We start from the raw sequence: 24185 nt of genomic DNA, 5'->3' as shown, positions 1-24185 counted from the left end.
TAAATGGACAAGTTTCATAATAATAAATACAGATTTTCTTCAATAAAACCATTAATATTGATCAGTGATGAGATAATAGAATCAAGAAAACAACAAATAACAACACTTGCTTCAGAATTATTAAAATATAAAGTTTTAATAAGAGATTTAGTTAAGGATAACGTAAGTTATTCAACTAGAAATGAGTTATTAAATATAGCAATGTTTATAACTAGTAATATTGAATTATATGATGATTTTATAAATAAAGAAGATATTCCAGTTGATACTTTACATATATTAACTAGAGTTGACAAAAAATATCTTGAAAAGTATAGAGAATATATAATTGCATATACATTAATATTTGGTAATCCAAATTATAAAAATTTACAAGAGTATATTCAAATAGTTGAAAATACTGACGAAGATTTAGGAAAAGATATAATTGAATATGAAGAGAAAATAGGGGTTAGTGGAGTTGTTTTAGAAAGCAATAAGAAAAATGCTATTGTTATTACTTCTCTTGGTGAGTTTAAAAAGTTAAAAATAAAAGAGTGTTATTCTAACGGTGAAGAAATAAAAGCACTAGAAAAAAAGAGTTTAAAAGATTATAAATTATATATATCTATTATATCTGTTTTTACATTAATTTTTATTTTATCTGTAGTATATAAATATAATAATGTGGTTAGCACTGTGGTAGTAGAAACCACTTCACAGATTAGATTAGAAATAAACGGATTTAATAGAGTCTTAAATATTAGCGCATCTACTGAAAAGGGAAAAATATTAATTGAAGAAACTAGTATTTTAGATAATAATGTTGATAAAGCTATATGCAAAATTATAGAGTATGCTAATGAAAATGAAATGATAAAGAGTTCAGGAATAGTTGTAACAATTACTGGGAAAGCTTTAAAACATAATAGTCTTGATGAAACAGCAGATCTTATTTATAAAAAAGATTTAAAAGTGAGATTTAATAATTCAGGATCTGAACATAAATTAGATTAAGTTAAGAGTAGTAAAATAAATAATTAAATTTAAAGTTAAACTAAACAAAGGAAGGTAAATATGAAACAAAAGTCGATAAAAAATAAAAATGTAATTGTTCATAATGATAGAGGAGATACGGTTAGATTAAATAAGTATATAAGTGAATCAGGCTTTTGTTCAAGAAGAGAGGCAGATAAGTTAATAGAAAATGGAGTAGTAACTATTGATGGTGTTAAAGCTACTATGGGAACTAAAGTATCAAAGGGTCAAATAGTTAAAGTAAATGGTAAGTTAATTTCTAAAGAAGAAGATTTAGTTTATATAGTATTAAACAAGCCAGTGGGAATTACTTGTACAACAGAGCATAAAGTTAAAGGAAATATAGTTGATTTTGTAAATCATAAAAAAAGGATATTTCCAATAGGAAGACTAGATAAGGACTCTCAAGGGTTAATATTAATGACTAATGATGGCGATATAGTTAATAAGATATTACGAGCTGGGAATAATCATGAAAAAGAATATATAGTAACTGTAAATAAACCTATAAATGAAGAATTTGTAAGAAGAATGAGTAATGGAATTAAAATTTTAGGGCAAGTTACTAAGAAGTGTTATGTTAAAAAAGAAGGTAATAATACTTTTAGAATAATATTAACACAAGGTTTAAATAGACAGATAAGAAGAATGTGTGAAGCGTTAGGGTATGAAGTTGTAAAGCTAAAAAGAGTTAGAATTATGAATATAAATCTAGGCGAATTAAGAATGGGTGAATGGAGAGATTTAACTTATAAAGAGTTAAAGGGATTAAATAATCTAATATCAACATCAGGAAAAACCAAAGATGTTGATGAAGAAGAACAATTAAATAAATAGTCAATTGAAACCATAATACAATGATAAAAATAAATTTACTATTGTGTTATGGTTTATTTTTATATTTAGGGTTTAGATTATAGAGATTTTATTAATACTATATATAGGCTGTGGATAAAATCAATATGAAATAAAATATAAATATGAAATATATTTATAAAATTAACAAAAAATAGAGGTTACACACATAATCCACAGGCACCTGTGGATAACTTGTTAAAAAAATGTTGATAGGTAAGTTAATAATTATTACCTTTATTGTAGATAATAATAAAATAAATGTAAATTTTAGCGAATATAGAGGAGGGATATTTTATGAAGTGGCTAAAAATGTGGTTTTTAGTAGTATTAGTATTGTTGATAAGTAGTTTAAGTTATCCACAGGCTATGTTGAAAACTAGTGAATTAAATGAAGATAAAACTAATATTCAAATTGTGGATAAAGTATATAAGTCTAAAAATAACTATTTAGATATTAATGTAGTTATTCCACAAATAAATGGTGTGGAAAATGAAAAGCAACAAGAGGTAATTAATAATAAGATTGTAAAGTGGACAGAAAATTGGATTAATGAAGTTAAAGAAATTGCAGATGAATACTTTAAAGATACCCCTGCACCATTAATATCATATCAATTATATGCTAGATATAAAGTTACCAATAATTCAGATATAATTAGCTTTTATATAGATTACTATCAGTTTTCAGGAGGAGCTCATGGTATAACAAATAGAATTTCTTATAACATAGAAAAGGTAAGTGGCAAAGAGTTGCAGCTAAAAGATATTTTTAAAGAAGATTTCAATTATAAAGATGTAATTAACAATGAAATAAGAAGACAGATAAGTAAGGATCCAGATAGATATTTTACAGGGAAGGATGGATTTAATGGGATAAATGATAATCAAAATTTCTATATAAAAAATAATACTCTTGTAGTTTATTTTGGATTATATGAAATAGCACCATATGCATCAGGTATATCAGAATTTATTATTTCTAATAAGCTTCTTGAAGGAAATTTTAATTATGGTAAAATATAATATAAATTTTCAAAATAAGAGGTTTAGAATATGAATGATATAAAGTCAGTATTTAATAAGCAAAAGGAATTTTTTTATTTAGGAAAAACAAATGATATTAATTTTAGAATAGATAATTTAAGAAAATTAAAAGAAGTAATAAAGGTAAATGAAAATAAAATTTTAGAAGCGTTGAATAAAGATTTAGGAAAATCTAATTTTGAAAGTTATGCAACTGAAATTGGCATTGTATATGACGAAATTAATGTGCATATAAAAAATATTAAAAAGTGGGCAAGGATAGAAAGAAAAAAATCATCAATAATATATTATCCTTCTAAAAGTTATATATATAAGGAACCTTATGGTGTAACTTTAATTATAGGTCCGTTTAACTATCCCTTCCAATTAGTAATAGCTCCATTAATTGGAGCTATTTCTGCTGGTAATACAGCCATAATAAAGCCATCAGAAAACACAAAAAATATATCAATATTATTGGAAGAAATAATTAATGAGAATTTTGAAGAAGAGTATTTAAAGGTAGTTAGTCCTTTAGAAGGAAAAGAAGCAGTTTCGTATTTGTTAGAATTACCATTTGATTATATATTCTTTACTGGGAGTGTTAGAGTTGGAAAAATAATTATGGAAAAAGCAGCTAAAAACTTAACACCTATAACACTTGAGCTGGGTGGGAAAAGTCCATGTATAGTAGATAACGATGCAAAACTTGAACTTGCGGCTAAAAGAATAGTTTGGGGAAAGTTTTTAAATGCAGGTCAGACTTGTGTCGCTCCTGATTATTTATGCGTTCATAAAAATATTAAAGAAAAGTTATTAAAATTAATTATTAATGAAATACATAAACAATTTGGGGAAGAAGTAAAAAATAGTCCAGATTACCCACGTATAGTTAATAACAACTCATTGAATAGATTAAGTAATTATATTAAAGATAGTGAAGTATATTATGGTGGTAGCTTTGATAATTTAGAGTTATATATGGAACCTACAATATTAGTTAATACTGATGTTAATTCAGCTGTAATGACTGAAGAAATATTTGGTCCTATATTACCAGTTATAGAATTTGATAATATAGAAAACATAATAGATTTTATTAATAGAAGAGAAAAACCATTAGCTCTATATTATTTTTCAGAAAATAAGAAAAATATTAATTATATTTTAAGAGCTACCACTTCAGGGGGGGTAACTATAAATGATACTATAATTCATGTTGCTAATGGAAATTTACCATTTGGGGGGGTTGGAAATAGTGGTATTGGAAACTATCATGGTAAAGCGAGTTTTGATACTTTTACCCATAAAAGGTCAGTAATGAAAAGGGGGACATTTGTAGAATTTAATATAAGATTTGCGCCTTATAAGGAAAAAATAAATATCTTAAAGAAGGTAATGAAATAATATTATGATTTCACAATTGGCAAAAGGCACTCATATAATAAATCATAGTACTACGTGGAGTGGAATTTTGTGATATACGCGCTAATTTTAGCTGGAGGAAAAGGTACAAGGCTATATCCTTTATCAAGGGCAAATCAACCTAAACAATTTTTAAAGGTTATTAATAATAAAAGCTTTTTAGTAAATACAGTTGAAAGAATTACTCCTTTAATTAAGAAGGATAATATTTATGTGGTAACTAACAAGGATTATTTAGAAAAAATAAGAGGTGAGTTATCAGACGTTAATTCTGAAAATATATTTACTGAACCAGCGAATAAAGAAACTGCTACTTGTATAGGGCTATCAGCTATTAAGTTATTAAAAAAAGATAATGATGCTGTAATGGTGGTTTTACCTTCTGATCATCATATTGAAGGTCAAAAGGATTATTTAGATACACTATCAGAAGCTATTGAAATAGCTAATAGACGTAGAGGAATAGTTACAATAGGAATTACTCCAACTAGGCCTGAGACTGGTTATGGATATATTGAGATGGGGGAAAGAATAGCATCTGCATCTCAAGCATATAGAATTGCAAGATTTACGGAAAAACCTAATATTGAAGTAGCTAAGGATTTTTTATTAAAAGGAACTTATCTATGGAATTCAGGTATGTTTGTTTTTAGAGCAGATGTTATATTAAGAGAAATCGAAAAATATTTACCTAAGATGTATAAGTCATTAATGAATATATATCAGCATTTAGGTGAAGAAGATGAAGAGGAAGTAACTATTGAAGAATACGAAAAAATAGACGGTATTTCTATAGATTTTGGAGTAATGCAAAGAACTAGAAAGGCATATGTAATTAAAGGAACTTTTAAGTGGGATGATATTGGAAGTTTTAGTGCTTTAAGCAGATATTTAAATGAATATAGAAATAATAAGATAAGTAATAACGTTTATATCCAAGACTGTGAGAATTGCTCCATATTTGGAGGAGATGAGAAGCTTATTATTGGTTTTGGAGTTAAGGATATAGTAGTTGTTGATGCAGGAGATGTTATCCTAGTTATGGATAAAGACAAGGATCAAGAAATTAAGCATTTGCTTAATGATATTAATGATAGTCCTGAATTTGGAGCGTTTATTTAATGTTAATTTAAAAGTGATAAATTGGGTTTTAATAGTAAATTCAATTTATCACTTTTTTATTTGGATAAAAATATATATAAATATTGCAGAAAATAGCTTTAAAAGATAATATTTAAATATAAAGTTTATAATAGGGGGAAGAATTAAAGTATAATTAGATAGCATTATAAGATATAAATATAAATAAAACTAATGAAAGGTGATTTTATGAGTTGCATATTTAAGATTAAAGAAGGGTTTAATAGTTTTACAAATACGGAAAGAAAATTAGCAGAGTACATTCTTAAAAATAAAGATGAGGTTATAGGTTTATCAGCTCAGGATTTATCTGATAAAGCTGACATTTCACCAGCAGCAGTTGTTAGGTTTTCAAAAACTCTTGGATATAAGGGTTTTACTGCGTTAAAGGTAGATTTAGCGAAAGATAGAGATGAGAAGGAAAATGATACTAGTGTAATTATAAATGAAGATGATACTATAAAAGATATAATAAGAAAAGTTAAGGTTTCTAATATATCAAGTATTGAAGAAACTATGGAACTAATGAATACTGATACTATAAAAAATGCTATAGAAGCTATGACTAAATCTAAAAGAATTTATTTGTTTGGAATAGGTGCTTCAGGATTAGTTGCAATGGATTTACAACAAAAGCTTCTTAGAATAAATAAAAGTACTTTATATCAAATGGATCCACATACCCAAATATCATCTGCTGTGCATATTGAAAAGGGTGATATAGCAATAGGAATAAGTTATAGTGGAGAAACAAAAGAAGTTAATCTTCCTTTAAAGTTAGCAAAAGAAAATGGGGCGGAAACTATAGCTATTACTAGATATAATAAAAATTCACTATCTAAAATTGCAGATTATACTATATATTTACCAAATTATGAAAAAGAATTAAGGGTTGGTGCTATAACTTCAAGAATAGATGCATTAACAATAATTGATATATTATACTTAGGAGTTGCTAAAAATGATTTTGGTAAGACTAAAGAGTATATTAAAACAACAAGAGATATTGTACATAGTATCAAATAACTTAAAATAAAAAATATATTACTAAAAGGCTATATTAAATCATATCTATATTTATAGATAATTTAATATAGCCTTTTATTTGGTATTAGTTTTTATAACTTTATATAAAATATGGACAAAAACAGTTTTAGAATATGTTTACAGAAATAAAATTTCTAAAAAAAATAAAAAATATTGAAATTTTATTTGAAACCATATATAATAAGATTAACATAAAAGTGGGGGTGACAGTAATGAAAATAAATTTACAAGGGTTGGATACAGAACAAGTAAATGAGAATACTAAGAATATTGATAGTTTATCTACTATAGATATGATTACTACTATAAATAATGAAGATAAAAAAGTAGCATTAGCTGTTGAAAAAGTTATTCCTGACATAGCTAGGGCTGTGGATGAAACTTTTAATAGAATAAAGAACGGTGGAAGATTAATTTATATAGGTGCTGGAACATCAGGAAGGTTAGGGGTTTTAGATGCTTCAGAATGTCCTCCAACTTATGGAGTCGATTTTGGGTTAGTTCAAGGAATAATGGCTGGTGGAAGAGAGGCTATGTTTAAAGCTAAAGAAGGTGCAGAAGATTCTAAAGAATTAGCAGTTGAAGATTTAAAAGATATAAATTTAACTGAAAAAGATATGGTTATAGGTTTAGCTGCATCAGGAAGAACGCCATATGTTATTGGTGGACTTGAATATGCTAAATTAGTAGGTGCTGGAACAGGAGCAGTTTCTTGTGTAAATGGTTCGGAAATTTCGAAATGTGCAGAGTATCCTATTGAAGTAGTAGTAGGTGCAGAGGTAGTAACAGGATCAACAAGAATGAAATCTGGAACAGCTCAAAAAATGGTTCTTAATATGATTTCAACAGGAGTAATGATTAAATTAGGGAAAGTTTATGGAAATCTTATGATAGATGTAAAAGCAACAAATGAAAAACTTGTTGAAAGAGCTAAGGGAATAATAATGAAATGTACAGGTTGTACAAGAGATGTTGCAGAAGAATATATGAATATTACTGAAGATGACGTTCGTCTTTCAATATTTATGATATTATCAAATTTAAATAAAAAACAAAGTATAGATGCTTTAAATAAAAACGATAACAATATAAGAAAAGCTTTAGAAAGTGTTAATGCATAGGAGGAAGTTAAAATGACAGAACAAATGGAATTAATAATTTTTGAAATAATCAGTACAGGTGGAACAGCTAAAGGGTTAGCATATGAAGCTTTAGAAGCAGCAGAAAAGGGCAATTTTGAAGAAGCAGAAAGATTATTAAAGGAGTCAGATGAAGCTTTAAATCAAGCCCATAAAGTTCAAACAGATATAATTCAAGCAGAGGCTAGAGGAGAACACACAGAGGTTTCAGTTCTTTTCGTACACGCTCAAGATCACTTAATGACAGCTATTGAAGCTAGAAACTTAATCGAAAAAATGATTAAAATGTATAAAATAATAGATACTAAATTAGCTAAGCTATAATAAATTTAAAGGGGGTTGTTTTAAACAATCCTTTTTATATACATAAAATCTATAATATTTATGTAAAATTTGGATATTAAAATTAAATGGAGGGTGTTATGTACGCAGTAGGATTAATGTCAGGGACATCTTTAGATGGAATAGATGCAGCTTTAGTTAAAATTAATGGAGTTGGGAAGAATACTAAGCTTGAATTAATTAAATTTATAACTATATCAATACCTTCGGATATAAAAGATGAAATTAAGAAGGCTTGTTCAGAGCAAGATTCATCAGTAGATTTAATATGTAGTTTAAATTTTAAACTAGGATATTTATTTGCTGAAGCTACTAAAAAAGTATGTGATAATGCTCATATAGACTTGGAAAGATTAGCGTTTATAGCATCTCATGGTCAGACAATATATCATTTACCTAAAAATAGGGATAGTTTTATATCATCAACATTACAAATAGGAGAACCAGCAGTTATAGCTTATGAAACAGGTATAAAGGTTATATCTAATTTTAGGGTTATGGATATGGCATCAGGTGGAGAAGGGGCTCCATTAGTTCCATATAGTGAATATATTCTTTATGGAAGTGAAAAAGAAAATGTAGCACTTCAAAACATTGGAGGAATAGGAAACGTTACTGTTATCCCTAAAGATGGAGATATTAATAGTATATTTGCGTTTGATACAGGACCAGGAAATATGATAATCGATGAGTTATGTCAAAGATTATTTAAATTGAACTATGATAATGATGGAAAGATTGCAGCTACAGGTGAGATTCAAAATGATATGTTAGATAATCTAATGTCTCATTCATATATTAAATTACTTCCACCTAAAACTACAGGAAGAGAAGATTTTGGACAGCAGTTTGTAGAGGAATTATTAAAAAAATATAAAAATAAAAAGCCGGAAGATATTTTAGCTACAGTAACTATGTTCACAGCAAAGTCTATTGCTGAAAATTATAAAAATTTCGTAATGGATAAAATTCAATTAGATAAAATCATTATTGGTGGTGGAGGTGCACATAATAAAACTTTATTAGAATATTTAAGATATGAATTGCCTAATATAAATATAGTTACTCAAGATGAAATTGGTTTATCTTCAGATGCAAAGGAAGCTATTGCTTTTGTTATATTAGGAAATGAAACTTTACATAATAATTTTTCTAATGTACCAAGTGCAACTGGCGCACGGGAGAAGGTTATATTAGGTAATATCACACCAAGTCCAATTAGGAGCGTGTAAAATGAGTGCAAATAAATTAACAAATGAAAAGAAAAATTTAAAAAACAATCAACAAGGCTTTAAAATGCCTGTGGGAGATATGAGAAGAACTAAAACAGATTATGACATACCTACATTTGGATTTAAAAGTGCTTTATTAATAGTAGGTGCAGCGGTTATAGCTACTTTAATTATACCTATGATTTTACAATTTGTTGGATTAAGCTTTGAGGTTACTGCTATAATAGCAAACACCTTAATTACAAGTTATGCTGTAGCATATTCAAGATATTTTATTGAAAGTAAAATAGGTTATTGTAAAAAGTTTTGGTATACATATTTAATTTTTTCAGTATCTTTTTGCATAATAGGATTCTTATGGTTAATTATGAGTGTATATGTGTAATAAAAGAATCGGGAAATAATATTTCAAAAAAATAATAAATATTTCAAAAAAATATTGCAAACAATTTCGCGAGATGATAAAATGAAATTGTAAACAGAAGAAAACCATTTCATAAATGTAAGAAACGAGGGGGAAACAAAATGTTAGAAAAGTTAAGTACGTTTTTAGATGAAAAACTTTCTACACCTATGGCTAAATTAGCTGAGCAGCGTCACTTAAGAGCAGTAAGAGACGGTATAATTTCAACTTTACCGCTTATAATAGTTGGAAGTTTATTTTTAATAATAGCTTTATTCCCATTCCCAGAGGGAACGGCAATAAAAACATGGTTAAGTGAACATTCAGGAACAATACTTTTACCATATAGAATGACAATGTATATAATGTCTTTATATGCAGCTTGGGGAATAGGATATAGCTTAGCTAAATCTTATAACCTTGATGGAGTTACTGGAGGAACTTTAGCAGCTACATCATTTTTATTAACATTAGTACCACAAACAGTTGAAGGTATGGGATGGGCAATGCCTATGGCAAACCTTGGTGGTGGCGGAATGTTCGTTGCAATTTTAACATCTATATTTGCAGTTGAAGTATTAAGATTTACTAAAACTAAAAATATAGTTATAAAAATGCCAGATCAAGTTCCACCATCAGTATCAAGAAGCTTTGAAGCATTAACACCAGCAGCAATTATAATTACATTCTTTGCAATATTTACATACTTCTTAGGAATTGACTGGCATGGAATAATTGGTAAAGTAGTATCTCCATTAGTAAGTGCTACAGATACATTACCATCAGCAATATTAATTTCTACTTTAATAGGATTTTTCTGGTCATTTGGTATCCATGGAATGAGTATTATAGGATCATTAGCAAGACCTTTATGGTTAACATTATTAGATGGTAATTCAGCAGCAGTTGCAGCAGGACAAGCGGCACCACATATATTCCCAGAACAATTCTTCCAAGGATTTGTTATGATAGGGGGAGCAGGTGCAACTTTAGGTCTAGCAATACTTTTAGCACTAAGAGCTAAATCAAAGTATGGAAAGATGTTAGGAAAAACTACGGTAATACCAGCAATATTTAATATTAATGAACCAATTATGTTCGGAGCTCCAATAGTATTAAATCCAATACTTATAATACCATTTATTCTTGCTCCAATAGTAAATATAATAATAGCTTGGGCAGCAACAGTTTCAGGATTTGTTCCAGCTATGTATATAGCTGCTCCATGGACATTACCTGCACCAATATTTGCATTTATGGCTACAGGTGGTAGTTGGACAGCAGCGTTATTAGGTGTAATTTTAACAATAGTTTCAATTGTAATTTATTATCCATTCTTTAAAATGTATGACAATAAGCTATTAGCTGAAGAATTAGGAGAAGAAGAACAAGCGGCTTAAATTTAGATAGAAAGAAGACTTTATGAGTCTTCTTTTTTTATAAAGTAGAATATTTCAAGGAGAACAATAAAAGTTAAGTGTACAGGAGTAAAAATATGATTACAACTAATTTTATATATTCAGCAGAACTAGAAATGGATTGGTGCTTTACAGCATATTATCCAGATAATTATTTAAAAAATAAAGAATATGATGTGGTAATATTACTACACGGTACTAATGGAAATAATAGAACCTTAGTTGATAGAGTTCCACTTAATGAAATAATGGAAAAGTATAAAGATAAAATAGTTATATTACCAAATGGTTTTAACTCTTATTATTTAGGTAAGGTAGAAAAAGCAATAATAAATGATTTACTTCCATTTTTAACAGAGTGTATTAATATAAAAACACTTACATTAGGAGGAGTCTCAATGGGTGCATTTGGAGCTTTAAGATTATCATTAAAGTATCCAGATTTATTTGAAAATATAATATTAATTTCACCAGCAATATGGAACCCAATTCCACCAGTAGAAGCTAGTGTTAGAAAAATGTGTGCTTTTGGAAAGCCTTTTGATGAAGAGAAATGGATTAATAATAGCTGGTTTAGAAATGTAGAAAATTTAAATAAAAATAATTATATATTAATTCATGGCTTACAAGATGAGATAGTAGATATTTCTAATTGCTATAAGTTTGTAGACTATTGCGAAGAAAATAATATTCACATTAAGAAATATTATATTGATGGAAATCATGATAGTAAAGTCGTGACACAAGGAATTAAAAAAGCTTTTAAAATAGTATTTTAAATAAAATGAGATATCACTTAGTGAAATAAAATTTCGTTAAAATAGTTAAAAAAATAAAAAAATATATTGCAAAAGTTTTAAAAAGGTATTATAATTTAAGTAAGTTGAAAATGATTTCAAAAGAGCTTAATTTTAGGAGGACTAGAGATGAAAGTATTATTTGTTTGTTCACAAGGAATGTCAAGTGCAATAGCAGTAAATGCATTAAAAAAGGAAGCTGAAAAGAATGGCGTTGAAATGGAAGTTCTTGCAGTAAGTACTCAAGAATTTGAACAAGAAGTTAAAAATGGATGGGATGTATCAATGGTTGCTCCACAAATCAGACATAGATTTGAGATATTAAAGGAAGCAGCTAGTAGTGCTGGAGTTCCATGTGCTTTAATTCAACCACAAGCTTATAGCCCATTAGGTGGACCAAAATTATTTAAGCAAGTTAATGAATTATTAGGAAAGTAATAAATAGTAAACATAAATGAATTCTAAATGTTAGAGTTAGTAAATTAACTTTATAATTTAGAAGAATAGAGAATAGTTATTTAATAAATGATATAAAGTGATGAATAATAAATTCATCACTTTAATTATATAAAATATAAATAATTAACATTGTAAAAGTAATAAAAGGAGAAATGAAATGGGGAAATTAGGAATATCAATATATCAGGAAAAATCGACAGAAAAAGAAATTTTAAATTATATAGATAGAGCTGCAAAACAAGGATTTTCAAGAATTTTCTCTTGTCTTTTATCAGTAGAGGAAAGTAAGGAAGAAATAGTTAGAAAATTTAAGGTTACTAATGAATATGCAAAAGCAAAGGGATTTGAAATAATAGTGGATGTAAGTCCAAGAGTATTTGAAAACTTAGGAATTAGTTATAATGACTTAAGTTTCTTTAAAGAAATCGGAGCTGATGGATTAAGATTAGATGCTGGATTTACTGGCTCAGAAGAATCACTAATGACATTTAATCCACAAGGTTTAAAAATAGAAATAAATATGAGTAATAATACTCATTATATAGATACAATAATGGATTATATGCCTAATAAGGATAATTTAATTGGATGTCATAATTTCTATCCTCATAATTATAGTGGATTAAATTTTGATCATTTTATGAAATGTACAGAAAACTTTACAAAGTATGGTTTAAGAACAGCAGCATTTATAACAAGTCAAAAAGAAGATACATTTGGACCATGGCCTGTAACATATGGATTACCAACTTTAGAACTACATAGAAATCTACCTATAGATGTTCAAGCTAAGCATTTAATTGCTTTAGGGAATATAAATGATATTATAATTTCAAATTGTTATCCAACAGATGAAGAATTACAAGCTATTGGATCAATGAGAAAAGATATGGTTACATTTGATATAACATTAAATGAAAATACACCAGAAATCGAAAGAAAAATTCTTTTTGAAGAAATGCATTTTAATAGAGGAGATGTATCTGATAATTTCTTAAGATCTACTCAAAGTCGTGTTAAATATAAGGGACATTATTTTGCATTATTCAATGCTCCAGAAGTAATAAAAAGAGGAGATATAATAATAGAAAGTAGTGAATATGGTCATTATGCAGGAGAAGTTCAAATTGCATTAAATGATATGGTTAATAGTGGGAAATCAAATGTGGTAGGTCATATAAGAGAAGAAGAAATATTTATATTAGATTATATTAAACCATGGCAAAAATTCAGTTTTAAAGAAACTAAATAAGGAGATATAGTATGTATTTTTTAGGGGTTGATGGTGGAGGTACTAAGACTACCTTTACTTTAATGGATAAAAATGGAGTGGTTATACATTCAATAACTATGGGGACTTGTCATTTTAATCAAATAGGGTTTGATGGGATTAAAGAACTTTTAAAGAATGGTTTAAAATATATTATTGATGAATCTAATATTTCTAGAAAAGAAATTAAGCATTCATTTTTAGGATTAGCAGGCTATGGAAAGGTTAAAGAGGCTAAACCTAAAATAGAAGCTACTGTTGCAGAAGTATTTAAAGGTTTAGACTATACTATAGATAGTGATGTTAGAGTAGCTATAGCAGGTGCCTTAAGTGGTAACGATGGTATAAACATAATTGCTGGTACAGGGTCTATTGGACTTTCAATAAATGGTGATAAGGTAGAGAGATGCGGAGGCTGGGGAGCTTCTGTTGGAGATGAGGGATCAGCTTTTTGGATAGGAAAAAAAGCTATACAAACTTTCAGTAAAGAATGTGATGGAAGACTTAAAAAAGGAGCTCTTTATGATGTATTCATGAAAGAGCTAAATTTAAAAGATGAAAATGAAATAATTACATTTTTAAATGAGAAAATTAAAAATGATAGAGGGGAAATTGCAAAATTAGCATATTTTTGTTTTGTAGCAGCATTAAAAAATGATGAAAATGCTATAAGAGTTTTTAAAGAAGCTGGAGATGAATTAGCGGAAATAATAAAGGTTCTTATAAGTAATTTTAAAGGTGATAAGGAAATTTTAGTTTCATATACGGGTGGTGTATTTAAGTCTGGTGATTTAATATTAGACCCTATAATAAATAAGTTAAATAAGTATAATGTAAAACTTATGCCACCAGAATTACCACCACATTTAGGTGCTTGTTTACTTGCATATAAAAAATCAGGTAACATACAAACTAAAGAATTAATTAATAATATGAAAAAATTTAGATAGTTTAAATAAAAGTAACAAATTAAATTCTAATGATTTTAATTTGTTACTTTTATTATGTTATGAATATATAAGGATAAAAGTAAATATAAATCTAACTCTAGATTGCTATTTCATCATTATTATTTCCTTGGTTTAATAATTTTGAAGATGTAACTTTTATACCAATAGCACCAATTGGAGCAGTTACTAAAACACTTAAAATAGCGATAGCTTGCATTATTTCTCCACCAACAACTCCCATTTGAAGAGGTATTCCAGCTTTTGCTGATTGGACAGTTGCTTTAGGTAAATATGCAATTACACAAAAAACTCTTTCTTTAAATGATAAATCAGTACCTATTAATGAAATAACTACACCTATAGAACGTACAGTTAAAGATATAATAAGCATTCCTATACCAATCCATAGGTATTCGCCAACAAGACTTGGATTAATGGCCATACCTACAAAGGTAAATAAATATAATTTTCCATACTTCCAAATAACATTAATTCCATCTTGAATTTTTTTAGCCAGATCATCTAAATAAGTTCTTAAGAAAAATCCATAAATCATTATAGTTAATAAAGAATTAAACATTTCTAAATGAAAATTATTTTCTACAAATCTAATTAATAAACAAATAAATAAAGCAAAAGTCACCCTAAATACATTATTATTTATAGATTTTAAAATACCTTTAGTTAAAAGGGAAAGAAGCCATCCAATAGCAATACTTATAAGTATAGTAAGAGGAATTGATATAAGTTCTTTAGAAATAGATACTGATTTTCCACTTACACCAGACATATAAATGCCTAAAAATGTTGTAAATAAGGTAATTGCAACTGTATCATCTGCAGAAGCACCTACTAAAAGCATTTGTGGTATTGCCTTATCTTGTCCAATTTTTCTTTTTATTAAATCAACCATTGAAGGAACTAAAACAGCTGGACTTACAGCAGCAATTATAAAGCCTAAAATAGCTCCTTGTACAAAGGTGAATTTTAAAAATATCATAGATAAAAGAGCAATAGTTAATCCTTCTAAAGTAGCAGGAATAACGCTTAATAAAACAGCAGGTCTACCTATTTTCTTCATTTGATTTAAGCTTATTCCTAGTCCTCCTATAAATAATACTGTTACTAATGCAATATCTTTAATATATGGTGCTATATCTAATGTTATTTTTGGAATAACATTTAAAAATGAAGGACCTATAAACATACCTAGTAAAATCATTCCTATAAGTGATGGAAGTTTTATAAATTCTACTAGCTTTCCTGCATAATTTGCTAAAAGTCCAATTAAAAATAGACTTAAAATGATTAAAAAAACTTTCGTTAACATAATAATTCTCCTTAAAGTTGTATTTAAATTTGATGAAGAACTGAATTTTATATTTCAGTTGTAAATAAAAAAAAGCTAATGATTTCTACAACAAAAAAAGTTGTAGAAGTCATTAGCTATAATAAGCGGTTTTGATAATTATCAAGGGAGAACTTCATTCCCTACAGTTCTTGATTATATCATAAGCAAATATATATTTCAATAAAACTAATATTGGAATAATATTAGTTTTAAAACCATTCTGTTTATAGGTATTATTTGTTTGTTTAGGGAAACTTAATAAGTAAGAGGGTAAAGGAGTGAAACAAATGAAAAGTACTACAATAATAAAGTTAGCTTTAATATCTATATTAATAGGTGGAATTTCAGGATTATTCATAGGTATATTTTTAATACTATTAGAAAAAGCTGTTGATTTAAATTTAAAATATTATTGGTTAATATTTATTTTACCTTTATCAGGAGTTTTTATGACTTATCTTTATACAAAGTTTGGTGATAATTCTCAAAAGGGAAATAATTTAATAATAGAAGATATAAATGGTAGTAAAGAAGAAATAAAATTTATTATGGCTCCTTTAGTTTTTTTAGGGACTATATTAACTCATCTTTTTGGTGGATCAGTAGGTAGAGAGGGTTCAGGAGTACAAATAGGGGGAACAGTAGGAAGTTCTTTAGCTAGAAGTTTTAAAAGTACAGTAGATGAAAAGAAAATTTTGTTAATAAGTGGTGTTGCGGCAGGATTTTCATCAGTTTATGGGACACCTATTACAGGAACAATCTTTGCTTTAGAAATAGCTAATATAGGTAGTCTAAGTTATAACTCTATGGTTTCAGCAATAATAGCTTCTATTACTGGGAATGCCGTTGTTAAGCTTTTAGGTGTAAAGCATAGCCATTATAAAATACCACCAGTTGAAGCTTTTTCATTAATAATGGTATTAAAAGTAATTGTAATGGCAATTTGTTTTGGGTTAGCAAGCAGATTATTTGTATATATGACTCATTGGTTTAAAAAGGTATTAGGAAAGTACTGCAAAAATTCTTATTTAAAGATATTTGTAGGTGGAACCTTAATGGTAATAGCAACATTAATTTTAGGAAATAGATTGTATAATAATTTAAGCCTTGGATTATTAAGTGATGCATTTGAGGGTAATGTTCCTTATTTGGCATTCATAATAAAACTTATATTAACAACTCTTTGCTTGGGGGCTGGATATCAGGGTGGTGAAGTTACGCCTTTATTTGTTATTGGAGCTACTCTTGGAGCAACTTTATCACATACATTTGGAGTTCCTTTTGCATTTGCAGCAGCATTAGGGTTTGTTGGAGTTTTTTCTGGTGCAACTAATGCACCTATAGCCTGTTTTATGATGTATGTGGAGCTTTTTGGAGCTAATGATATAGTTTTTGCAATGATGGTTTGTATAATAGCGGTTTTTGTATCCGGGCATAAAGGAATTTATACATCACAATTATGGAATGAATAAAATACAAACAAAAATTAATATTGACATATACAATGTTCGTGATATAATACGTATGTAAGATGAAAAAATCTCGTATATAATCGGTAATATGGTCCGAATGTTTCTACCTATTAACCTTAAATTAGTAGACTACGAGGAGTTGCAGAGTTAATAAGATTTGAATTTATAGCAACGCCTCAATTTGTTTTGAGACGTTGTTTTTTTAGGACACAATTTACATGGTAGGTATGTTGTATGAAATATTTACTAAAATTTAGTAATAACCGATTAGATATAAAAGGGAAGTTTATAGTTATTAGAAATACTAATACAAAGATGAGAGGAAGATAACCTAATGAAATGTGAAAAGAATTATGAAACGGATATTAATTTAACTTATGGGGTTGATGATAATCCAAGCTTACCAAAGAAAATTTTATTTGGAATTCAGCATATATTTGCAGCATTTGGTGGAATAATAGTAGTTCCATTAGTAATAGCAAGTGCACTTGGATTAGATGCAACAACTACTACGGCGTTAATAAGTGCAACAATTTTAGCATCTGGAATAGCAACTATAATACAAGCTAAGGGAATTGGAAAAGTAGGATCAAGAGTTGCTTGTATAATGGGAACAGACTTTACGTTTGTATCTCCATCCATTTCAGTAGGATCAGTTCTTGGGTTACCAGGAATAATTGGTGCAACTATCCTAGGAGCATTTTTAGAAATTATATTAAGTTTCTTTATAAAACCATTAATGAAGTTATTTCCACCATTAGTAACAGGTACAGTTGTATGCTTAATTGGATTAACTTTATTACCAGTAGCTATAGATTGGGCTGCAGGAGGAGTAGGAGCTTCAGATTATGGTAGCTTAAGAAATATAGGAATAGCAGGATTTGTATTAGTAATAACACTTATATTAAATAGATATGGAAAAGGTATAATAAGTAGTGCGTCTATACTTATAGGAATGATTGTTGGATATATTATTTGTATTCCGTTAGGAATGGTTGATTTTAATGCTGTTAAAGAAGCAAGCTGGATTTCGATTCCTAAGATATTTGAGTATGGAGTAACTTTTGATTTTAAAGCATTATTAGCATTTTTACCAGCATATTTTGTAACTACAATTGAAACTGTTGGATGCTTAAAGGCAGTTGGAGAAAGTTCTAATATAGATATGAAAGAGGAACAAGTTGGTGCAGGTGTTTTAGCAGATGGTGTAGGTAGTATAATTGGTGGAGTAGTTGGTTCATTCCCTAATACATCATTTAGCCAAAATGTTGGAGTTATATCATTAACTAAGGTTGCTAGTAAATATGTAGCTGTTATGGCTGGTATAATATTAGTTGTACTTGGATTTTTACCTAAGGTTGCAGCATTAGTAACTCAAATACCACAACCTGTTTTAGGGGGAGTTGGAATAGTTATGTTTGGTACAGTGGCAGCTGCTGGTATAAAGACTTTAAGTAAGGTTAAACTTACAGAACGTAGTTTATTAATAATTGCTACATCTATTGGATTAGGTTTAGGAGTAACATTTAGACCAGACTTTATTGCTCAGTTACCAGAAGGAATCAAGATGGTATTTTCATCAGGAATTTCTATTGGAACTATAGTAGCTTTAGTACTAAATTTAGTTTTAAAAGAGGATAAAGTTACAAGTGAAAAAATGAATAATGTAGTAACAGCGTAAGATAATATCAATCTCAGTAATCTAAAATTTTGATTGCTGAGATTTTTTTATTTAATTTAAAGTTTAGGTAACACTATTATGTATAGAGAAAATAAATTTGTGATATAGTTACAAAATAAATTTACTAGGAAGTATATACTTACTAAAGTAAGATAGATAATTTGTTTAGGAGGAATAATATATGAAAAGTAATACTTGGATAAAAGGAGCAATAATACTTGGGTTATCTTTTTTTCTTGCAGTATTTCTTGTTAAACCTATAGGTGTTTCAACAGAGTTTTCGGTATTTTCAGGAATTATTCAAAGTAGCATAGATAAAAATATTATTACAGTAGATAATTCAAGAGAAAGTGGATATAAAAGTACTAATGCATACTATGATAAAAATGGTGGAGAAATAGCTAAAAAAATTAAAGAACCTATTAATTATGGAAATATTTTTGTGCTTTCAATACCAGTTGGAAGTTTTATAGGCTATTTATTATTAAGAAATAAAAGGATAAAAAGAAAAGAAGATGAGCAAAATGAAAATTGTAAATTAGGAAGAAACAATCCATTTATAAATACGTATTTAATACCGTTCATTGGTGGATTTATATTATTATTTGGAGCAAGAATGGCTGATGGATGTACTAGTGGACATATGATGAGTGGTATGATGCAAGGTAGTATAAGTGGATATGTATTTGCAGCTGCTGTTTTTGCAGTAGGAATACCAACAGCCATAATTGTTAAGAAAATTAGAACTAGAAAGGTTTAGTAGGTGAATATAGATGAATATTATACTTGCAATATTGTTAGGTGTTTTTTTTGGATTTGCTTTATATTATGTGGGGGCTACTGGGTTTAGTAATATATCAAAGATGTTAAGATTAGAAGATTTATCATTAGCAAAAATAATTTTATTTGCTATAGGTTTTTCAAGTATATTATTATCTATTTCAGCAATGTTAGGTATATTTGATATTTCACATTTAAGCATTAAGTCTATGAATCTTGGTGTTATAATTGGTGGATTAATATTTGGAATTGGATTTGGATTAGCGGGGACTTGTCCTGGAACTTGCTTTGGATCCCTTGGTGGAGTTTTTGGAATTAAAAAGGCAATTAGTGGAGTTATTGGTGGATTATTTGGAGCTTTTACCTTTTCTATTTCATATGGATATTTTAAAGAATTGGGATTATTCAACAGTTTAGATTATGGAAAAATAACTTTATTTAATATAAGTGATAAATATCCAGCTGTAGTTAATGTTGGATATATTGGACTATTAATTTTAGGTGTATTATTTATGTTAGGAGCATATTTATTACCTGAAAAAATATTAAGTGAATAATTATATTTATAAATGTGATATAAAATTGTTTAAATACAAGTTTATATCACATTTTTTATTAAGAAAAACAAATGAATACAGCTTATATATGCTGGAAAGAATATAAATAATGAAATTTAATAACTAAAACTATTGAAAGAGAGAAGAAAATGATAAAAAATTTTAAGAAGATAGATAATACTATTTTAAGATGGATAAATGTTAATTTTAGAAACAAAACTTTTGATAAGATAATGCCTATTATAACTTCAGCGGGGAACTTAGGGATTATATGGATAATAATGTCTGTTTTGTTAATGACAAAAAAGGATTATAGGGTATTAGGACAAATGATACTTATAGCACTTATAATTACGACTATTTTAGGTGAAGGAATAATAAAACATATTGTAAAAAGAAAACGACCGTTTTATGATGATAATGATAAAGAACTTTTAATATCAAGACCAATTACTTATTCATTTCCATCAGGACATACTGCATCATCTTTTGCAGTAGCTGCTGTTTTTATAGAAACGGACAATGCGGCTTCTTTAGAAATAATATTACTAGCAAGTTTAATTGCTTTTTCAAGAATTTATTTAGGTGTACATTATCCTTCAGATGTTATTGGAGGTGGAATAATAGGATTTTTATGTGGATTATTAACTGTAATATTGTTTTTAGGAAGACTTTCTTAAATATAAAGAAGTTTATTTAAAGGAGATTGAAGGTATGACTAATATAAATGATATACTTCAATATATGGGGAAATACGGATATATATTTTTAGGTATTATAGTTTTTTTAGAATATCTAAATTTGCCAGGTTTACCAGCAGGATTAATAATGCCTGCTGCAGGTATATTGATTAAAGCAGATGGATTGAATTTTATATATACTCTTATAATATCAGTGATTGCTGGACTTTTAGGAAGCTTTGTTTTATATGCTTTAGGGCATTATTGTGGAAAACCTATTTTAAACAAATGGGAAAAGCGGTTTCCTAAATCTAAAAGGGCTATAGACAAGACTTTTATGTATATAGATAAATATGGAAATATTGGTATTCTTATATCTAGAATTATACCTGTTGCTAGAACATTAATATCTTTAGTTGCAGGTACATTTAATGTTAAGTTTATACAATTTGCTTTATATTCAACAATAGGTATTACTATATGGAATTTTGCATTTATATATGCGGGATATGCATTTGGACATTTATTCTTGAAATAAAATGTTTTTAGGGAAAATAAGTAGTATTATTTTTAAAATTATATATGAAATAGAAGTTTTTTGTGTTAAAATTGTAATAAATTAACAAAATATTAATATTATAATGAAAGATGCAGAAATAAAAAGGGTTAATTCGTTAACTATTTAGTGTTAATGGTATGGGAGGAAAGTATGAACTTTAAAGTGCTAAATGGGGATATTTATTTTCCAGATGAATTTATTAAGCTAAATGAGATAAGAGCAAAATTTTTACAAGAAGCGTTTAATTCAATTCCGACATTTACTGAAGAATGTACAAAGAAATTTAATAGTATTGAACAATTATTAAAAGATGGGGAAAGTTTTGGATATGAATACTTAGAAGGTTATATTTCTAAAGGAATAAAAATTATTAATGAGTTTGGAATAACTGAAATTGATAATGATACATTTAATAAAAAATACTATCTAAATAGTTATTGTACATGGGAAAAGACTTTAGATGAAATAAAGAACAATAATAAAGACCCGAATAATTCAGGTGATGTAATATATGCTAAGTTAAATATTAACTCTGAATTAATAAAAAGGCCTTTTAAATTGAAGGAAAAAGATATAGTTTTAGAGAAGGAAAAAGTTAAAAATGATATTTCTTTAGAAATTATAAATAAATTAATTAATTCTATGATAGAAAGTATATTTAATATTAACTTTGCAGTAATAGATATTTTAAATGAAAATAATGTGGACAAGGTATCAGCATATAATAGTGTTGAGGATATAAGTAAATCTAATAGGTTAATTAAAAATTTATTAGAAAATAAAATTTCAAAAGGGGAAGAATTAAATACCATAAAAGAAATAATAAAATTAAACCCATATAATGAAAATATATATAAAGCTTTATTATATAAATATGGAGATAAAGGCAATCAATTAGAAGACTTATGTGAGTTTTTAGGATATAATAATATTCGTGAATATAAAAATAACCTGTTAGATGAGTATTATAGGAGTTTATCGGTTAAAACTAAGGAAGATGTAAGTAAAGCAAAAGAACGTATTGTGTTATTTGCAAATAAACTTAGTATTAATGAGTATTCTAAATATATAGACGAGCTTAACAAAATAGTTGAAGATCAGGTTAGTTTAGATAATTCAATAAAAACTAAAGAGATAGAAAGAACTGTTGAAATGGCAACTGTAGAAGTGAATGAAAAAACTATAAAGGATAAAAAAAATAAGAAAATTTTTATATCAGCAGGAATAGTAGTAGGTAGCTTATTAGCAATATATTTAATAATGGCTGCATATTTTAATAGTCACTTCTTTTTTAGAACATATATAAATGGGGTTAATGTTACTGGAAAGAGTGATAAGTCGGCTCAAGAGGTGATGGCTAAAAAAGCAAGTGATTATGTATTAACTATTAATGCGAGAGATGATAGTACTGAAGAGCTAAAGGGAACAGATATTAGTTTAAATTATGATTTTTCTAATGGAATAGATGAGTTATTAGAAAAGCAAAATCCTTTTTTATGGATTAAGTATATATTCAAAAATAATGAATATACAATCACTGATGGAATTTATTATGATGATGTATTATTAAAGCAAGTATTAGGTAATCTTCAATGTTTAAATGAAGAAAACATGAAGGACCCTGTAAATGCATATATTAATTATACAGATGGTGGATATGAAGTTATAAAAGAAGATAGAGGAAATAAAGTGAAATATGATGAATTTTATTCAAAGGTTTTAACTCATATTCAAAATATAAATAATGTTTTAGATTTAGATAAAGAAGGGTGTTATGAAGAGCCTAAATATACGAGTGAAACAGATGTAGTAGTTAAAGCTAAAAATACTGCTGATAAATATATTAAGGCAAAAGTTATTTATAATACTTCAGGGGAACAAATTATAATAGATTCTAGTCTGATAAATACATGGATAAATATAGATGGGGATTTTAATGTTACGTTAAATGAGGATGCTATTAGAGAATATATAAATACTTTAGGAAGTAAATATGATTATTTAGGTAGTTATAGAGATTTTACTAGATGGTCTGGAGAAGCTATAAAAGTTAGCACAACATCAGGAATATATTATATAGATAGAGATACAATTATTAGTGAAATAGTTGAAGCTATAAATAGTGGTAAAGAAATAACAAAAGATTTAACATTTAAAACACCAAATGCAACTGATGATTATGTAATAAATACTTTTGTTGAGGTAAATTTAAGTAATCAAACAGTTGTTTATTATAAAAATGGTGAGTTAATTACTCAAGGAAATGTAGTTACTGGAAATGTAAGTAAAGGAAATGCAACTCCTTCAGGTGTATATAGATTAGACTGGAAGGCTAAAGATTTTGTATTAAGAGGAGACGGATATGCATCACCAGTAAGTTTCTGGATGCCATTTAATGGTGGAATAGGTCTTCATGATGCAAGTTGGAGAGGTAGTTTTGGAGGATCTATTTATAAAACAAATGGATCTCATGGATGTGTTAATATGCCATATAGTGTAGCTGAAGCTATTTATAATAATATAGAAGATAAAACTACTATAATTTGTAGTTATTAATTATAACTTCGTAATACTTTTATTTAATA

Annotated in this window: 23 protein-coding genes and 2 riboswitches; of the genes, 22 read left to right on the top strand and 1 reads right to left on the bottom strand. The window is 27.6% G+C overall.

Annotation, left to right across the window (positions count from 1 at the left end; all coding sequences use genetic code 11):
- Positions 1-3 precede the first annotated feature (3 nt).
- From I4V51_RS03120 to I4V51_RS03050, 15 genes are all read left to right on the top strand, one after another.
- Complete coding sequence (locus I4V51_RS03120; protein WP_195986881.1) at positions 4-996, top strand: anti-sigma factor domain-containing protein; 993 nt, start codon at positions 4-6, stop codon at positions 994-996.
- A 60-nt stretch (positions 997-1056) separates the two neighbouring features.
- Positions 1057-1854, top strand: a complete 798-nt coding sequence (gene rluF, locus I4V51_RS03115) for a 23S rRNA pseudouridine(2604) synthase RluF (RefSeq protein WP_195986880.1) — start codon at positions 1057-1059, stop codon at positions 1852-1854.
- A 315-nt stretch (positions 1855-2169) separates the two neighbouring features.
- Complete coding sequence (locus I4V51_RS03110) at positions 2170-2898, top strand: DUF3298 and DUF4163 domain-containing protein (RefSeq protein WP_195986879.1); 729 nt, start codon at positions 2170-2172, stop codon at positions 2896-2898.
- A gap of 30 nt (positions 2899-2928) precedes the next feature.
- Positions 2929-4305 carry an aldehyde dehydrogenase gene (locus I4V51_RS03105; RefSeq protein WP_195986878.1) on the top strand — a complete coding sequence of 459 codons (1377 nt, stop codon included), beginning with the start codon at positions 2929-2931 and terminating at the stop codon, positions 4303-4305.
- A gap of 69 nt (positions 4306-4374) precedes the next feature.
- Positions 4375-5445, top strand: a complete 1071-nt coding sequence (locus I4V51_RS03100) for a mannose-1-phosphate guanylyltransferase (protein ID WP_195986877.1) — start codon at positions 4375-4377, stop codon at positions 5443-5445.
- A 207-nt stretch (positions 5446-5652) separates the two neighbouring features.
- The gene (locus I4V51_RS03095; protein WP_195986876.1) at positions 5653-6489 is read left to right on the top strand and encodes a MurR/RpiR family transcriptional regulator; all 837 of its coding nucleotides are present in this window, start codon (positions 5653-5655) and stop codon (positions 6487-6489) included.
- A gap of 233 nt (positions 6490-6722) precedes the next feature.
- Positions 6723-7631, top strand: coding sequence for an N-acetylmuramic acid 6-phosphate etherase (gene murQ / locus I4V51_RS03090; protein ID WP_195986875.1), 909 nt, complete (start codon positions 6723-6725; stop codon positions 7629-7631).
- A 12-nt stretch (positions 7632-7643) separates the two neighbouring features.
- On the top strand, positions 7644-7973 hold the full coding sequence (locus tag I4V51_RS03085) for a PTS lactose/cellobiose transporter subunit IIA (protein WP_195986874.1): 330 nt from the start codon (positions 7644-7646) through the stop codon (positions 7971-7973).
- 98 nt (positions 7974-8071) lie between these two features.
- Entirely contained in the window at positions 8072-9223 is a 1152-nt protein-coding gene (gene anmK, locus I4V51_RS03080; protein WP_195986873.1) for an anhydro-N-acetylmuramic acid kinase AnmK, read from the top strand.
- A 1-nt stretch (position 9224) separates the two neighbouring features.
- On the top strand, positions 9225-9608 hold the full coding sequence (locus I4V51_RS03075) for a hypothetical protein (protein ID WP_195986872.1): 384 nt from the start codon (positions 9225-9227) through the stop codon (positions 9606-9608).
- A 140-nt stretch (positions 9609-9748) separates the two neighbouring features.
- Entirely contained in the window at positions 9749-11026 is a 1278-nt protein-coding gene (locus I4V51_RS03070) for a PTS sugar transporter subunit IIC (RefSeq protein WP_195986871.1), read from the top strand.
- Positions 11027-11121: 95 nt separating this feature from the next.
- Entirely contained in the window at positions 11122-11823 is a 702-nt protein-coding gene (locus I4V51_RS03065; RefSeq protein WP_195986870.1) for an alpha/beta hydrolase-fold protein, read from the top strand.
- Between the two features lie 147 nt (positions 11824-11970).
- Entirely contained in the window at positions 11971-12279 is a 309-nt protein-coding gene (locus tag I4V51_RS03060; protein ID WP_195986869.1) for a PTS sugar transporter subunit IIB, read from the top strand.
- 178 nt (positions 12280-12457) lie between these two features.
- Complete coding sequence (locus tag I4V51_RS03055) at positions 12458-13552, top strand: MupG family TIM beta-alpha barrel fold protein (RefSeq protein ID WP_195986868.1); 1095 nt, start codon at positions 12458-12460, stop codon at positions 13550-13552.
- Between the two features lie 11 nt (positions 13553-13563).
- Positions 13564-14520, top strand: coding sequence for a BadF/BadG/BcrA/BcrD ATPase family protein (locus I4V51_RS03050; protein WP_195986867.1), 957 nt, complete (start codon positions 13564-13566; stop codon positions 14518-14520).
- Positions 14521-14617: 97 nt separating this feature from the next.
- On the opposite strand, the gene I4V51_RS03045 is transcribed toward I4V51_RS03050, so the two are convergent.
- Positions 14618-15850, bottom strand: a complete 1233-nt coding sequence (locus tag I4V51_RS03045; RefSeq protein ID WP_195986866.1) for a cation:proton antiporter — start codon at positions 15848-15850, stop codon at positions 14618-14620.
- Positions 15851-15946: 96 nt separating this feature from the next.
- Positions 15947-16021, bottom strand: a riboswitch (Fluoride riboswitch).
- A gap of 137 nt (positions 16022-16158) precedes the next feature.
- Here I4V51_RS03045 and I4V51_RS03040 point away from each other — a divergent pair.
- From I4V51_RS03040 to I4V51_RS03010, 7 genes are all read left to right on the top strand, one after another.
- Entirely contained in the window at positions 16159-17343 is a 1185-nt protein-coding gene (locus I4V51_RS03040; RefSeq protein WP_195986865.1) for a chloride channel protein, read from the top strand.
- Positions 17344-17393: 50 nt separating this feature from the next.
- A riboswitch (purine riboswitch) is annotated at positions 17394-17495 on the top strand.
- A 182-nt stretch (positions 17496-17677) separates the two neighbouring features.
- Positions 17678-19024, top strand: coding sequence for a nucleobase:cation symporter-2 family protein (locus tag I4V51_RS03035; RefSeq protein WP_195986864.1), 1347 nt, complete (start codon positions 17678-17680; stop codon positions 19022-19024).
- A gap of 181 nt (positions 19025-19205) precedes the next feature.
- Complete coding sequence (locus I4V51_RS03030) at positions 19206-19784, top strand: YeeE/YedE thiosulfate transporter family protein (RefSeq protein ID WP_195986863.1); 579 nt, start codon at positions 19206-19208, stop codon at positions 19782-19784.
- A gap of 13 nt (positions 19785-19797) precedes the next feature.
- Positions 19798-20361 carry a YeeE/YedE thiosulfate transporter family protein gene (locus I4V51_RS03025; RefSeq protein WP_195986862.1) on the top strand — a complete coding sequence of 188 codons (564 nt, stop codon included), beginning with the start codon at positions 19798-19800 and terminating at the stop codon, positions 20359-20361.
- Between the two features lie 149 nt (positions 20362-20510).
- Positions 20511-21041, top strand: coding sequence for a phosphatase PAP2 family protein (locus I4V51_RS03020; protein ID WP_195986861.1), 531 nt, complete (start codon positions 20511-20513; stop codon positions 21039-21041).
- A gap of 34 nt (positions 21042-21075) precedes the next feature.
- Entirely contained in the window at positions 21076-21579 is a 504-nt protein-coding gene (locus I4V51_RS03015) for a DedA family protein (RefSeq protein WP_195986860.1), read from the top strand.
- Between the two features lie 171 nt (positions 21580-21750).
- Positions 21751-24156, top strand: a complete 2406-nt coding sequence (locus tag I4V51_RS03010; protein WP_195986859.1) for a L,D-transpeptidase family protein — start codon at positions 21751-21753, stop codon at positions 24154-24156.
- Positions 24157-24185: the final 29 nt, after the last annotated feature.

The sequence above is a fragment of the Clostridium sp. D53t1_180928_C8 genome, assembly GCF_015667795.1.
In the GTDB taxonomy this organism is placed as follows: domain Bacteria; phylum Bacillota; class Clostridia; order Clostridiales; family Clostridiaceae; genus Clostridium.
The sequence above is the reverse complement of the archived record's forward strand: the minus strand, read 5'-3'. Positions and strand labels throughout refer to the sequence as shown.